Genomic DNA, 15,260 nt, shown 5'->3' with positions numbered 1-15,260 from the left:
CCTACATCATTGGTGCCAGCGCCGGATGAAGCTGCACTTCCTGCGATTTCACCACGAAGTACACGTCTTTTCCAGATTCCAGGTCCAGATCGGCGGCCGCCGCGGCGGTGATGTCGGCGGACAGCACGGTGCCCGCATCGCGGGGATCGGTGCCCCGGACCCGCACCGTGGTGCCGTGGATGTCGAGTTCGGTGATGGTCACCGCGATGACGTTGCGCGGGCTGGCGTGTGGAGCGCTCAGGTGCACCGCCACCGCGGCGGGCCGGAACAGCGCGATCGCGGGCGCGCCGACGGGCAGCTCCGAAATGCCGGAAAGATCAGCGCCCCAAGGTGTCCGGAGGATCCCGGGCTCGGTGATGGATCCCGGTACCAGGTTCACTCCGGCGATGGTGGCGGCGAACTCGCTGCGCGGCGTAGTCAGCACCTCGCGGACCGGACCACTTTCCACGATGCGGCCACGGTCCACCACGATGACCTTGTCGGCGATGGCGAGCGCGTCGAGCAGATCGTGGGTGACGATGATCGCGGTGCGGCCGGTGCCGCTGAGCACCTCGCGTAGCAGGCGGCGCATCGCCGGGGCGGCGGTGACATCGAGGGCGGCCATGGGCTCGTCGAGCAGCAGCAGCCGCGGCTCGGCGGCCAGCGCGCGGGCCAGCGCCACCCGTTGCGCCTGCCCGCCCGACAACTGGGCGGGTTTGCGTTCGGCCAGCTCAGCGGCGCCGACAGCGTCCAGCCAATGCCGGGCGGCAGCGCGGGCCGCGCTGCGGGACAGGCCGCGGCAACGCGGGGCGTAGCCGACATTGGCGGCGACATTTAGGTGCGGGAAGAGCATCGCCTGCTGCGAGAGCATCGCCACCCCGCGGGCGTGTGCCGGCACGAATGTGCCCGCGTCGGTGTCGGTGAGGACGGTGCCGCCGAGTTCGATGCGCCCGGTGTCCGGTTGCAGCAGACCGGCGATCAACAGCAGGAGCGTCGATTTGCCTGCGCCGTTGGGGCCCAGCACGGCCAGCACCTCGCCGTCGGCGAGGGACACGTCGAACTGGACGTCACGCCGCCGCAGGCCGGCCGACACCCGCACGGCGCTCACAGCGGGCCCGCCAGCCGCCGGGTGCCCGAGGCGATCACGATCGCCGCCGCCACCACGATCAGCAGCAGTGACAGCGCGACGGCGGCGTCGGCATCGGATTCGCGCTGCAGGTAGATCTCCAGCGGCAACGTCCGGGTGACGCCCTGCAGTGAGCCGGCGAACGTCAGCGTCGCCCCGAATTCACCGAGGGACCGGGCAAACGCCAGCACCGCGCCCGAGAGCAGTCCGGGCAGCACCAGTGGCAGTGTCACGGTGCGCAGCACGGTGGTGGGCCGGGCACCGAGGGTGGCGGCGATGTGCTCGTAGCCGGTGCCCGCCGTGCGCAGAGCGCCTTCCAGGCTGACGACCAGGAACGGCAGTGAGACGAACGACTGGGCCAGCACCACCGCGGTGGTGGAGAAGGCGATCCGGACACCCCACAGGTCGAGGTACTCGCCGAGCAGTCCCTGCCGACCGAAGGTGTACAGCAGCGCGATGCCACCGACCACCGGCGGCAACACCAGCGGCAGCAGCACCAGGGCACGCAGGAGGGACTGGCCGCGAAACTGGCCGCGGGCCAGCACGAGTGCCATCGGCACGCCGAGCAGCACACAGACCACGGTGCTGGCACCGGCGGTCTTCAAGCTCAAGACCAGTGCGGCCCGCGACGATTCGGAGGTGATGAGCGGGATGAAGTTCGGCCAGTCGATCTTCAGCAGGATCGCGATCAGCGGCGCGGCCACGAACAGGGCGCCGAGCGCGGCGGGCAGGTAGACCCAGGCCGGCAGGCCGACCTGGATCAGCCCACCGTGGCGGCGCGCGGCGGTCACGGTGCCGCGAAACCCGCCGCCGTGAGCACATCCTGACCGACGGGGCTGGTCACCAGGTCGACGAACGCTTGTGCCGCTTGCGGATTGGCTGCGTCCTTGAGGATGGCGATGGGGTAGGTGTTCACCGCGTCGGCGGACTCCGGGAACGCGACGGCGGTCACCTTGTCGCCGGCGCCTGCGGCATCGGTGACATACACCACCCCGGCATCGGCCTGCCCGGACGTGATCTTGCCCAGCACGTCGGTGACGGCGGATTCCTCACTCACCGGGGACAGCTCGACGCCGGCGGCCTTCTCGACCTTCTCGGTGGCCGACCCGCACGGCACCTGGGGTGCGCACACCACGACCTGCGTGCCGGGCTCCGTCAGATCCGCGAAAGCGGTTATGCCTTTGGGGTTTCCGGGTGCAGTGACGATGGTCAACGTGTTGGTGGCGAAGTTCACCGGGGAGCCGGCGACCACCCCGGCGTCGGAGGCCTTGGTCATGTTGTTGGTGTCGGCCGAGGCGAACACGTCGGCCCGGGCGCCCTGGGCGAGTTGGGCGACGAGGTCGGAGGAACCGGCGAAGTTGAAGGTGACTGTGGTTCCGGGGTGGTCGGTCTCGAACCGCGAGCCCAGTTCGGTGAACGTCTTCTTCAGAGACGCCGCCGCGAACACGGTGAGTTCGGAGGCTGCCGGTGTATTCGAGGTCTGGGGTGAGCATCCGGCGAGCAGTGCCGTCACGCCGAGCGCAGCGAGGGCCAGCGATTTCACGAGGTTCCTCCGGGGGTTTCGACGACGACATTGGTGGCTTTGACGACGGCCACGGCCAGCGCCCCGGGTTCCAGGCCCAGCTGCTGTGCCGAGGCAGTGCTCATCAACGAGACGACGGTGAACGGGCCGCACTGCATCTCGACCTCGCTCATCACCCGATCCGAGGTCACCTTGGTGACCAGGCCGACGAGCCGGTTGCGGGCCGAACTGCTGGCGCCGGTGGGGTCGGTCGGCGGCGTGGCCTGTTCGCGGACGAACGCCGCCAGTACATCGCCGGCGATGACCTTGCGGCCGGTGTCGTCCTTGTGCGCTGCCAGCACCCCGCTGTCGATCCAGCGGCGCACGGTGTCGTCGCTGACCCCGAGCAGGGCCGCGGCTTCTTTGACGCGAATCTCCGGCATATGCGTACCCTAACGGTAAAAAGATCCGCAAATGCGGTTCATAGTACCCGCGTCGACTCTGCGGTCAGGGTGCGCCCTACTCGCACTTCTGCGCCTTCAGTGCAGAGTCAACGACCGCCCAGCGTGACGAACACCATGTCGAGCACCCTGGCTCGCCCCGCCCCCTGCGCGGTCCGGCGGGACACCGCGTTGAGCCGGTCGATGGTGCCGATCAGGAACCGGTCCCCGTCCGGTGTGAGGTGCGCGGCCCAGTACGCCTGGGCGTGCGCGGCGTAACCATGCCCGCTGTGCTCGACCGCCACCACCTCCTCGTTGATCTCCTCGCCCTCGATCCAGCCGATGCGACCCGGTGCCACCGCCAGCAGACCGACCACGGACTCGCCCGACTGCACAGCGTGCACCTCCCCGTTCGCGTGCCAGTCGCGCAGATCCTCCTCGGCGGCCGCGGTGATATTGCGGGCCAACTCGGGCGACAGCTCTCGATATCGAGCGGTCACCATGGATATCGCGTCCTCGGCGCGGGCGAAGGGCGCCAGCACCACCTGCGGTGCGGGCGCACGCATATCGCGGCACCGCGCGACGTGAATGGTCTTGTCGAGCTGCACGTGCGGACCCGCGAGCCGGCCGGGACGGCACGTCAGGCGTAGCGCTGACGGCGCGAACGTCGCCCACTCCCGAGCGGCACAGTCGCGCAACCGGTCCGGGTCATCGAAGCTGTGCGCCACGATCTCGACGAAGGGCCGGCCGATATCGCGACCGTAGAAGCGGATGCCGCCCAACAGGTTTCCGTGCGCTGTGCGGATCACCCGGTGCAGGTAGTCGTCACTGACCACGCCCGGCAGGTCGATGTGATCGGAAAACGATCGGGCGAATGCGGCATCGGTGGTACGGGCCAACTCACCGTCCAGCCACGTCTGGAGCCGCTGCCGGCCGTCGGCACCGAACAAGGCGGTCGCGAGGTCACGTTCATCGGCCAGCGAAGGCCAGGAATCGGGCATGCCGCCATTCAACGTGCCCGCATCATGGAGCTCAACGCATTATTGCGAGGCTCCCACCTCGTCGGCCACCACCCGTGACGCCGCCCGCAGCGCCTCCCAATCGCCCCGCCAGCCCAGCAGGTGCACGGCGAGATCGGCCGTGCGCTGCGGCTGATTCGGCACGCCGAGCCCGTCGACCCGCAGGTTCGGCAGCGTCTCGACCAATCGGAAGACCACATCGCCATCGACCCCGACATCGAGGGCGTCCGGCGCCGGCGGATCCAGTTCGGCCAGCACACGGCGCGAGAGGTCGTGATATGCGTTGCGCAATTCGGTGCGCTGCCGGTGGAATTCGTCGAACTGCGGATCGCGGACCTCGGGCAGCAGGTACAGGATGCCCAGATTCCACGGGCTGTCCCACAGCAGCCGGCAATCCAGATGGCTCAGTGCGTGCAGCAGCACCACCGCGGGTTCGGGCCGGTCCCGCAACTGGTGCGCGGCCCGCAGCGAGGACACCACAGTCCCACTGAGCAGGGACGCCAGGATGTCGTTCTTGGTGCGGAAGTGGTGATACAGCGAGGCCTGGCGGATCCCGACGGCCTCGGCGATCTGCCGGGTCGAGGTCGCCGCCACGCCGAGGGTGGTGAACAGTTCGGCGGCCGCGTCCAGCACTTCATCGCGGGCGGTCTTGCCCGGCCGCTTACGTCCCTCCAGTCGGGGTCGGCCGCTCGCGGGGGTGCGCACGTGTCGATCCTGCCAGGTGGGCAGGACCGACACGTGCGGGACGTTGCTCAGGGCTGCGCCGACGTGAGGATGGCCGGGGCGGGCTGCACCTCCGGTTCGGCCGCCTCGACAGGCGCGACCGGCCGCGAGGTGAGTGCGGCGACCAGCACGTAGGCGATGAGCGACGCGGCACCGGCCAGCAAGGTGCTCCAGCCGTCGGCTGCCGTCGTCACCCAGTCGTTGGGCACGTAGAACAGGGTGTTGTCCACGCCGTAGATGGTGGGGGTGAGTACGAAGAACGTCAGTCGCACCCCGATACCGACCACGATGGCCGCGCCCGCTGCCGCGGCGCCGCCACGCGACCAGTACAGCCCCAGGACGAACGGCACCACCAGGCTGGCCAGCAGCAGGTCGAAGGACAGTGTCAGCAGGATGCCGGTCTGCGGCACCCGCAGCGCGACCACGCCCGCCAGGACGGCCATCGGCAGCGTCGCCCACCGGGTGGCGCGCAACATCCGCGGTGTCATCACGGGCGCATCGGCGTCGATGCGTAACACGTTGCGCACCAGCACCGCCGCCGTCGCGAGCAGGATGCCACTGACGGTGGTGAGGGTGGCCGCCAGCAGTCCGGAGATGACGATGATGGCCAGCCACACCGGCGCGTACTGTGCGAGCAGGGTGTAGAGGATCGGCCCGTCCGCCGCGGCGTCGCCGACGATGCTCACCGCGGCCAGCGCGACGAACGACAGCGGGATGCAGAGCATCAGGATGCCCGCGGCCGCGGCGAAGCACGCCTTCTGGGCCCCGCCGGGGGTGCGGGCGGAGAACACCCGCTGCATCAGGTCGATGGCCACCAGGTTGCCCAGACCGAGGGCGATGATGGTGGCCCAGTTGATGACCGCACCTGATGAGCTGGAGGTGAGCTGCTCCAGATCGCCGACACCCATACCCTCGGGCGCGCTGAAGCCGTGTGTGGTGCCCGTCCAGATCACCAGGGCGACAACGCCGATGATGTTGACGACGACGCAGGTGACGCCGGTGTAGACGCTGGCGAACATGCCGCCGGTGATGGTGTAGAGCAGCGCCAGCGGGATGGTCAGCACGATTCCGTAGGCGTAGGAGACGCCGACGAAGCGTTCGAGCAGGAAGCCGATGGCCACCAGGTTGCCGGCCAGCAAGATGATGAAACTGGCGATGGTCAGGTAGGACGAGGCGACTTCGGTGGCGCGGCCGAACCGGTTACGGAAGTACTCGGGCAGCGTCACCACATCGGTGGTGCGCATGCGTTTGGCAAAGAACAGTCCCATCAGCAGCAGGCACAGAGCCAGGCCGATCGGCAGTGCGGCCCCGGCCCAGAAGCCGAAAGCCGCTGACAGGTCGGCATTGCCGATGGTGGCGTTCGAGTCGACCGGTTGGGCGATGAGGACCGCGGCGACCAGGGCGGCGGGCAGCGCGCGGCCCGCGACCAGATAGTTCGAGCAGTCGCCGCGTACCCGTCGCGCGGAGACCACGCCGCTGACGGTGAGGATGAGCAGGAATATGGCAACGCCGGTGATGATCATGGCGAACTCCAAAGGGGGAGGCGGATTTCAGGAAGTGAAAGGCACACGGCGCCGTTGCCGGTCGAGCGGGTACTGCGGGACAGAACTAGCGATGCAGCAACGCATCTCGCCCGAAACTGTCCAACGGTTGGGCACCCTCGGGCATCGTCACCTCCCCTCGACGGACCCGGTCCTGCAGGTAACGGAAGCTCTGGGCGGTCTGGGCGAACAGGTGATCGCCGGCGATCACGGTGGGCCGGACCGAGGTCGCGTTCCCGCCGATGAAGGCGTCCAGTGGGGCGACCACGGTGTCGGCGTCGACGTTGACGAACAGCGGGAAGGAGTAGCGCTCCTCGGCGACCTTGCGGACCCGGTGGCTGGTCGCCACGAACTCGCCGTTGGTCCAGATCTCCAGCAGGTCACCGATATTGAGCACGAACGCTCCGTCGATGAGCGGAACGTCGACCCAGGTGCCTGCGGCGTTGAGCACCTCCAGTCCGGGCGCGGTGGGCCGCAGCAGGGTGAAGCATTCGTAGTCGGTGTGTGCGCCGATCCCGGGACGGTCGGCCGCGGCCGGGTCATACGGGTAGTGGATGAGCCGCAGCTGTGACGGCGGCGCGGTGACATACCGGTCGAAACGGTCCGCCGGCTCGTCGAGCGCCACTGCGAAGGCCCGCAGCAGGATCCGCGCCAGCGCGAATACCGCGTCATACCAGGCCGTCACGGCTTCTTTGAAACCGTGCAGTTCGGGCCACTGGTTGGGCCCGAGCAGGGGGTGACCCGCCAGGTAGCGGGGGTCGTCGGCGGGCAGATCGATGGACAGGTCGAAGGCCTCCTTGGCGTCGGCGGTGCCTGCGGAGAAGATCTCCTCCCCGGGCGGTACGTAGCCGCGGTGATTGGAGGAGTTGGCGATGTGCACGCGTTGCTTCTCGGCGTCGGGCAGCGCGAAGAACGCCTTGGTGCGTTCCAGCAGTGTCTCGAACAGCGCGGGATCCACGCCGTGCCCGATGATCTGGGCGAAACCGACATGGCGGGCGGCATCGCCGAGCGCGTGGACCGCGGCACGGTAGCCGGGGCCGGACTCGTCGAGCAGCCCCGAGACGTCCAGTACCGGGATATCGGTGAAATCGGTGGTCATATCAGTCCTAAAGGGCCAGTAAGGGTTCGGAGCGGTCCAGGGCGACGGTCCATCGGCGCCGGACGGGTGTGCCTGCGGTGTCACGTTCTGCGACGGTGATCTCGCCGGGCCCGAGCTCGGGTGCCAGATCGTCACCGATACGGAAGGGCAATGTCGATCGGGTGATGACCCAGCGGCCGTCCTCGACGGCGCCGAGCGAGATGTCCAGGTCCATCAGGGCGCGCGCCGACTCCAGATCGCCGTGGGCCACGGCGTCCCGCAGCGTCACACCGGGCGCCGGTGCGAGTCCGGCGGCCCGCCCCCGGACATAGCCGAAGTGCTCACCCACCCGCAGCAGCATCCCCGGTCGGCCGGTGTCATCGTGCAGCACCAATTCCAGAGCACTGGCCTGCGGTGGCCCTGACGTCCAGTCCTCGAAATAGTCGCGGCCGATTCCGGTTTCGACGAGGATCCCGTCGGTCAGGTGCAGCCGGCCGCGGTCGGGCAGCGGATCGGCCGGGTGCAGATCCACCTCCCGCCACCACGTCCACGCGGCGCCGTCGTCCTCCAGGCGCCCGGCGAAGGCCTGCTGTTCGCACAGCGCGAGCAGGTCCTCGCGGGTCAGTTCGTCCAGCGCGCGGCCGGTGATGGCAGGCATGCGGGCCGGGGTCCGTAGGTCGATGTAGAGCTCGCCGGCCTGCAACCACTGCACCTCGGTGGTGGTGTCGACGACGGTGCCGGGCACCGCCATGGCCAGGCGGCGCCAGACCCGGTGACCGAGATCGCCGCGGGTGACGTCGGCACCGCGGCCGACGCGGCGCAGATACCCGGGCCAGTCACCGTGATGGGTGATGTCCTGCCCGGCATCCCACGCCTCGGCGGTGCACCCGAACCCGACGACCTCGGTGCCGTCGGCGAGCGTCGCCCGACCCAGCGACATCGGTGCGGGTAGTGCGGCAAGGAAATCGCCGAGCATCGCGGTGCCGATGAGCCACAGCTCGCCGTGGATGGCGGCGCCGTCACCGGGGGCGACGCGCGCCAGCCCTGGCTTCGGCGGGTCGGTGTTCAGCCGGGCCAGCCGGTACTGCGGTGCCGTGCGCACCGGCCCGCACCAGCGTGCCCCGCGGTCGTCGAGCTGCCAGGCCAGCGGCTGACCGCGCAGGTGCGCACCCACCACCAGCAAGGCGGTGGTGTCCAGCCCCGCCCGCGCCGGCCACGGTGTGGTGGGCGTGGGGGCCGACGCAGCGCCGGGCAGTGCGACGTCGTCGGTGCTCGATGCGACCCGCCGCGCCAGGTCCAGTGCCAGGGCATCGGCACCGGCGCGGGCGAGGACGCTGACCCCGAATTGGGTGCCCTGCGTGTCGGTTCCGGACGGCACGGCAACCGCGCACAGGTCCATCAGATTGCAGAAGTTGGTGTAGGTGCCCATCCGGGAGTTGGCCCCGATGGGGTCGGCGTTCACCTCGGCGATGGTGGGATGCCCGGTGGTGGTGGGGATGAGCAGGGCATGGCAGTCGCCGAGCTCGGCCATCGCGGCCGCGGTGAGCTCGGCCAGGCGCACCCGGTCGGCCAGCAGGCGGGTGGCCGGTACCGCACCGGCCGCGCCGATGATGCCCGCCACGGTCGGATCCAGATCCTCGGCGCCTCGGTGGGCGTCCACGAACGCGCCGACCGCCTCGTGCCGTTCGGCGACCAGGCCCCCGTCATACAGCAGCCGGGCCGCCTCCAGGAACGGGTCCAGGTCGATCTCGACGATCTCGATATCGTTGGCGGACAGGCGATCTGCGGCGGAACGGAACCTCTGCGCCCACTCCGGGGTGAGTCCGGGGAGCGCGCGGGGCACCGCGACCCGGGTCGCGGGCGGTGCGGCCAGCGGGGCGTCGTGCGGGAAGGGCCGGGCGCCGCCGGCGATCACGCCCACGGCGGTGTCGGCGGTGTCGATATCGCGGGCGAACACCGTGACGCAGTCATACGAGCGGCAGGCGGGCACCACCCCGTCGGTGGGGACCACGCCGAGGGTGGGTTTGATCCCGACAATGCCCTGCAGGGCGGCCGGGACCCGCCCGGATCCGGCGGTGTCGGTGCCCAGCGCGATGTCCACCAGGCCCAGGGCGACGGCCACCGCGGAGCCGGAACTGGATCCACCCGAGATGTATTCGGGGCGGCGGGCATCCCGCACCGCGCCGTGCGGGCTGCGGGTGCCGACCAGGCCGGTGGCGAACTGGTCCAGGTTGGTCGCACCGATGATGACCGCTCCGGCCGCACGCAGCCGGGCGACCACCGTGGCGTCGGTGGCGGCGGGACCCTCGGCATAGCCGGGGCACGCGGCGGTGGTCGCGATACCGGCGATGTCGATGTTGTTCTTCACCGCGGCGACCAGACCTGCCAGCGGCGACGGCTGATCCCGGGCGTCGACCTGTTCGGCATCGGCCAGCGCATCGGCCAACGGCCGCAAGGTGATCCAGATCTCCGGGCGGGCGGCGGCCTCGATGGCGGCGTAGGCGGCGCGGACCCGCGCCACGGCGCTCATGCTCGACCGCCGGTGCCGACGACGACCAGCGGTGTGCCGGGATCGACCAGGTGCCCCGCCGAGACCAGGATCTGGGTGACCACACCGTCGGACGGTGCGCGCAGGACGGTCTCCATCTTCATCGCCTCCAGTGCCAGCAGCGGTTGACCGGTGACGACCTGTTCACCGATGGCCACATCGACCTTCCACACGCTCGACGAGAACGGTGCGTCGACGCGTTGGTCCCCGTCACCGAGCACCAGGTCCTTCTGCGGCACAATGGCATTGGTGGCGGCGCGCTCGGCCCGGTCGAATTCGCCGGCCCGCTCCCAGGCGGCCCGTTCGGCGCCGAAGGCGGTGGCCTGCTGGACGCGGAACGCGGCGATATCGTCGGCGTTGTCGGCCAGGAACCGGTCGTGCTCGGCCAACGAGAAGGTTCCGTCGGTGATGTCGACGGAACCCCGGCCCGCGGCCATGTCGGCGCGCAGCTCCAGCAGTTCCTCGGCCGACACCGGGTACCAGGAGATCCGGTCGAAGAATCGCAGCAGCCAGGGGCTGCCGGGCTCGAACGGTGCGGTGTGCCGGTACCGGCTCCACACCTGGGTGGTGCGGCCGACGAACTGATAGCCGCCCGGACCCTCCATACCGTAGATGCACAGGTAGGCGCCGCCGATGCCGACCGAGTTCTCGGCGGTCCAGGTGCGGGCCGGGTTGTACTTGGTGGTGACCAGCCGGTGCCGGGGATCCAGCGGAGTGGCCACCGGCGCACCCAGGTAGACGTCGCCGAGACCCAGGGTCAGGTACTCCGCGGCGAACACCGTGTCGTAGACATCGGCCTGACCGGCCAAACCGTTGATGCGCCGGATGAATTCGATGTTGGACGGACACCACGGCGCGTCATCGCGGACCCCGGAGGTGTACCGGGCGATCGCCTCGCGGGTGGCCGGGTCATCCCAGCTCAGCGGAAGCCGGACCTGACGGCTGGGGACCACCAGCTCCGAGGAGGCCGGCAGGTCGTCCTCGATCTCGGACAACAGGCCGAGCAGCCGGGGGATAGGCAGCACGTCCGGGTCGACGTGCACCTGCAGCGAACGGATGCCCGGGGTCAGGTCGAGAATCCCGGTGGCGCTGCCCACCAGCCGCGTGTGCAGGGCATGCACCCGGGCCCGCAATGCGAGATCCAGGACGATGTCGCCGTATTCGATGAGCACGTTGTCATCGCCGCTGCGCCGGTAGGTGACCGCCGGAGCGCCGTCGACACCGGCCCGGCGGGCCAGCACCCCGTCATCGCCGTCTCCGCCACGGGGTAGCCCGGCCACCCGGTGGACTCCGAGTGCGGCCCGTGACGGTGCCTGGGCCGCGCGCACCGGCACGAATCGCACCGTGTCACCGGGGCGTAGCTGCCCCAGTTTCCAGCGCTGCGCCGACACCACGGTGACCGGGCAGACGAATCCGCCGAGGCTGGGACCGTCGGGGCCGAGCAGGATCGGGGTGTCGCCGGTGAAATCCAGGGCGCCGACGGAGTAGGCGTTGTCGTGGATGTTGGACGGGTGCAGGCCGGCCTCGCCGCCGTCGGGGCGGGCCCACTGCGGTTTGGGTCCTTCCAGCCGGACACCGGTGCGTGCGGAGTTGAAGTGCACGCGGTAGGCGGCCTCGAACAGGGTGTCGATATCGCCGCGGGTGAAGAACTCCGGTGCGCCGTGCGGGCCTTCGGTGACGGCCAGTTCCCATTCGGTGCTGAAGGCGGGGCGCTCGTCATGCGGTACGGGACCATCGGACTCGACCGTTGCCGGGTGGGTGCGCAACACATCTCCGGCATGCAGCTCGCGACCGCCGTGCCCGCCGAACCGGCCCAGGGTGAAGGTGGAGGCGCTGCCCAGGTAGGCCGGCACGTCGAGACCTCCGGCCAGCAGCACATAGGTGCGCAGGCCCATCGTCTCGGCCGCGCCCACATCGAGCACACCGTCCGCGGGGATCTGCACGGGTTCCCACATCGGGACCGGCACACCGTCGACGGTCACCAGGCATTCGGCGCCCGTGACGCAGACCGTGGTCGGGTGGGTGAACCGCAGCGCAGGACCTGACGCGGTGCACTCCAGTCCGGCGGCGTTCTCCGGGTTGCCCAGGGCGCGGTTGCCGAGCCGGAACGACAGGTCGTCCATCGGGCCGCTGGGGGGCACGCCGACCTGCCACAGCCCGATCCGTCCGGGCACATCCTGCACGGTGGTCAGCAGGCCGGGCCGGTCGACGGTGATGCGGGGCCGCGGGTCGGTGACCCCGGCGAGGGTGGCGGTGCTGTGCCGGGCCGCGCGCACATCGTCGTGATCGATGGCCGCGCAGAGCATTCCGATGTTGACCTCGATGCCGTGCAGCTCGGTGCCGGCCAGCGCCTGGCCCAGCCGGGTCAGTGCGGTGTCGCGGTCCTCGGCCCGGGTGATGACCTTGGCCAGCAGCGGATCGTAGGACGCGGTGATCTCGGTACCGTCCTGCACCCAGCCGTCCACCCGGACATCGGGAAAGGCTTCGGGGTCGGGAAAGCGGACCGCGGTGATGGTGCCGACGCTGGGTCGGTAGTCGCGGGTCGGGTCCTCGGCGTAGATACGCGCCTCCACCGAATGGCCGGTCACCGGCACTGTGCCGGAGGGGTATTCGTCGAGCATGCGCGCGTCGCCGACCGCCAGCCGCATCATCCAGGCGGCCAGGTCCACTCCGGTGACGGCCTCGGTGACGGGATGTTCGACCTGCAGGCGGGCGTTGACCTCGAGGAACGAGGCCTCTTGGCGTGCCGCGTCGTAGACGAATTCGACGGTGCCCGCCGACCGGTAGCTCACCGACGCGGCCAGCGCGCGCGAGGTGGCGTGCAGTTGCTCACGGATCGCATCGGGAAGCGCCGGCGCGGGTGCCTCCTCGATCACCTTCTGGTGCCGGCGCTGCAGCGAGCAGTCCCGATCGCCCAGGGACAGCACCCGTCCGGCGCCGTCGCCGAAGATCTGCACCTCGACATGGCGGGCGTTCTCCACGTACCGCTCGACGAACACACCGGCCGAGCCGAAGCTGCGCTCGGCCTGGGACACCACCCGCTGATACGCCGAGCGCAGATCGTCGGCGGTGCGGCACACCTGCATGCCGATACCGCCGCCACCGCCGGTGGCCTTGAGCATCACCGGATAGCCGATCACCTCGGCGGCGGCCACCGCGGCGTCCGGATCGTCGAGCAGATCGGAACCCGCGAAGATCGGCACACCGGCAGCCCGGGCTGCGGCCCGCGCGGTGTGTTTGGTCCCGAACTCACGCAGCTGATGCGGGGTGGGCCCGGCGAACGCGATGCCGGCGGCCTCCACGGCGGCGGCGAAATCGGCGTCCTCGGAAAGAAATCCGTATCCGGGATGCAGGATGGTGGCACCGGAGGATGCCGCCGCGGCGAGGATGGCCTCGGTACACAGGTAGCTGTCCCGGGGCGCGGCGGGTCCGACCCGTACCGCGTCATCGGCCAGCGCGACATGCGGGGCGCCGCGGTCGGCGTCGGAGAACACCGCGACGGTGCGCATGCCGAGGCCCTGGGCGGCGCGGATGAGCCGCACCGCGATCTCGCCGCGGTTGGCGATCAGAACGTTGTGCGTGCTCACACTGCCTCCCCATGTCCGGTTGCTGCGCCCGCCCCGGCAGGTCGGGTGACGATCATCCGGACCGGTGTCGGGTCGAATGCATTGCAGGGGTTGTTGATCTGCGGGCAGTTCGACACCAGGACCAGGGTGTCGATATCGGCGCGCAGGGCAACCCGCTTACCAGGTCCGGACAACCCGTCGACGATGCCGAGCGCACCGTCGGGGTCCACCGGCACGTTCATGAACCAGTTGATGTTGCTGGCGAGATCCCGTGCGCCCAGCCCGTGCCGGGACCCCTCCAGCAGGAAGTTCTCCAGGCAGCCGTGCTGGGCGCGGGTGTGCTGGCCGTACCGCAACGTGTTGGATTCCTTGGAGCAGGCGCCGCCCAGGGTGTCGTGCACGCCCACTTCGTCGGCGACGACGGTCATCAACGCGTCTCCGGTGTCCGCGCGCAGCACCGATCCGGTGGTCAGCGTGATCCGGCCCTGGCGACGGATCGTCTCCTGTGCCGAATACCGCACGCCGGTGTCCGCGGCGGCGTAGAGCAGGCAGTCGACGGCCTGATTGCCGGCGAGGTCGACGATGGTGAGGACGTCGCCGGCGGCCACGACCGCCGACCAGGCGGCGCGCGCCGCGACGTACTCGTCGAGCACGACCGTTCCTTCGATCAGGGCGGGCACGATGGCAGTGGTGGTCACAGCTGTCCCCTTGCGGTGAGGTCGGCATCGGTGTTGGCGATGGCTTGGCGGTGTTCGGGTCCCAGCGGCCCCACCAGGTCGCCGTCGGTGAGCCGGCCCAGGTCGGCGGGTGCGGGCCAGGCGTGGATCAGCAGCGGCGAGCAGGTGAACTCTGCCCGGGGATCCAACGGATGAGCCGTATTGGCCACCAGCACAATGGCATCGACATGCAGCAACAGCTCCACCGAGGTGTTGGCACCCGCTGAACCGAGCCAGTCGAAGGTGCCGTCGGCCTGCACGCGGACCCCCTGGAAAAAGGACACCGAGGGTGGCAGATCGCGGCGGTCCAGGCCGTGTTTCAGCGCGGCGAGGGTGAACAGTTCGCGGCCGGCGGGGGAGGGGGACTCCGGTGCGGCCGCACCGTAACGCTCCAGATTGCCTGCACGCGTGGAGGTTCCGGTCAGTGCGTCGTGGGATCCGGAGGTGTCGGAGATGATGGTGGCCAACGCCCGGCCGAATCCGCTGAGCAGCGGATGGCCGTTGCCGAGGTAGGCCTGCCACGGCACCTTCACGGTGTCGGCGACATTGAGGCGCTCATGGGGTGCGTCGGCGCGGTGCAGCAGCAGGTGTGCGCAGGCGTCACCGACGGTGTCGGTGAGCCGGATCCTGGTGCCGCGGGCCAGTGTGGCGCTCGAATAGCCGCCCGGTGCCACGGTTTCGGACCACACCAGGGATTCGGCGGGCACCGCCGCAGGTGCCGTCGGGGACGACGACGCCGGAATGTGGCGCATGAACTCTGCGGTGCGTCCGTGCTGGGCGCGGGCATGCGCGCGGGCCCCTGCCGTGGTGGCGGTTTCGGACGCCGTGTCGGTGCTGCTCACTGACCACCCTCGAGAAGTCGGGAGCCCGCCGGGAAGGCGGGCTTTCTGTCAGATGACAGTTTTCGCGCCGGGCGGGCGGTGGTGGTTGCCGTGATGTAACCGATGATTCGGATGCTGTTAACAGCGTGCTGCGAATGTTTCTGTCAAGTGACAGGTATCGGCGGTTCCGGTGCTGCCTAAG

The 15,260-nt window shown here is 69.9% G+C and carries 12 protein-coding genes; all 12 read right to left on the bottom strand.

The window, feature by feature from the left end; all coding sequences use genetic code 11:
* Position 1: 1 nt before the first annotated feature.
* Positions 2-1,087, bottom strand: coding sequence for a sulfate/molybdate ABC transporter ATP-binding protein (locus ASE48_RS13625; RefSeq protein ID WP_057167627.1), 1,086 nt, complete (start codon positions 1,085-1,087; stop codon positions 2-4).
* Complete coding sequence (locus ASE48_RS13620; protein WP_057167626.1) at positions 1,084-1,896, bottom strand: ABC transporter permease; 813 nt, start codon at positions 1,894-1,896, stop codon at positions 1,084-1,086. The genes ASE48_RS13625 and ASE48_RS13620 overlap by 4 nt, the downstream gene beginning before the upstream one ends.
* On the bottom strand, positions 1,893-2,618 hold the full coding sequence (modA, locus tag ASE48_RS13615; RefSeq protein ID WP_442928722.1) for a molybdate ABC transporter substrate-binding protein: 726 nt from the start codon (positions 2,616-2,618) through the stop codon (positions 1,893-1,895). Before modA ends, ASE48_RS13620 begins: the two co-directional genes overlap by 4 nt.
* 26 nt (positions 2,619-2,644) lie before the next feature.
* The gene (locus ASE48_RS13610) at positions 2,645-3,049 is read right to left on the bottom strand and encodes a TOBE domain-containing protein (RefSeq protein WP_057167624.1); all 405 of its coding nucleotides are present in this window, start codon (positions 3,047-3,049) and stop codon (positions 2,645-2,647) included.
* A gap of 107 nt (positions 3,050-3,156) precedes the next feature.
* Positions 3,157-4,047: a hypothetical protein gene (locus ASE48_RS13605; protein WP_057167623.1), complete on the bottom strand. Its 891-nt coding sequence runs from the start codon at positions 4,045-4,047 to the stop codon at positions 3,157-3,159.
* Between the two features lie 39 nt (positions 4,048-4,086).
* Positions 4,087-4,770 (bottom strand): TetR/AcrR family transcriptional regulator, encoded by a 684-nt coding sequence (locus ASE48_RS13600; protein WP_057167756.1) that lies wholly within the window; start codon positions 4,768-4,770, stop codon positions 4,087-4,089.
* 47 nt (positions 4,771-4,817) lie between these two features.
* Positions 4,818-6,311, bottom strand: coding sequence for a sodium:solute symporter family transporter (locus tag ASE48_RS13595; protein ID WP_057167622.1), 1,494 nt, complete (start codon positions 6,309-6,311; stop codon positions 4,818-4,820).
* Between the two features lie 85 nt (positions 6,312-6,396).
* The gene (locus tag ASE48_RS13590; protein WP_057167621.1) at positions 6,397-7,428 is read right to left on the bottom strand and encodes an isopenicillin N synthase family dioxygenase; all 1,032 of its coding nucleotides are present in this window, start codon (positions 7,426-7,428) and stop codon (positions 6,397-6,399) included.
* A 7-nt stretch (positions 7,429-7,435) separates the two neighbouring features.
* The gene (gene atzF / locus ASE48_RS13585; protein ID WP_057167620.1) at positions 7,436-9,937 is read right to left on the bottom strand and encodes an allophanate hydrolase; all 2,502 of its coding nucleotides are present in this window, start codon (positions 9,935-9,937) and stop codon (positions 7,436-7,438) included.
* On the bottom strand, positions 9,934-13,542 hold the full coding sequence (gene uca, locus ASE48_RS13580) for an urea carboxylase (protein WP_057167619.1): 3,609 nt from the start codon (positions 13,540-13,542) through the stop codon (positions 9,934-9,936). The genes atzF and uca overlap by 4 nt, the downstream gene beginning before the upstream one ends.
* Positions 13,539-14,219, bottom strand: a complete 681-nt coding sequence (locus ASE48_RS13575) for an urea amidolyase associated protein UAAP2 (RefSeq protein ID WP_057167618.1) — start codon at positions 14,217-14,219, stop codon at positions 13,539-13,541. The genes uca and ASE48_RS13575 overlap by 4 nt, the downstream gene beginning before the upstream one ends.
* Complete coding sequence (locus tag ASE48_RS13570; protein ID WP_057167617.1) at positions 14,216-15,079, bottom strand: urea amidolyase associated protein UAAP1; 864 nt, start codon at positions 15,077-15,079, stop codon at positions 14,216-14,218. Before ASE48_RS13570 ends, ASE48_RS13575 begins: the two co-directional genes overlap by 4 nt.
* Between the last annotated feature and the right edge of the window lie 181 nt (positions 15,080-15,260).

The organism is Mycobacterium sp. Root265 (assembly GCF_001428895.1).
Taxonomy (GTDB): domain Bacteria; phylum Actinomycetota; class Actinomycetes; order Mycobacteriales; family Mycobacteriaceae; genus Mycobacterium.
Note: the sequence above shows the minus strand (reverse complement) of the source record. Positions and strands in the feature narration are given on the sequence as shown.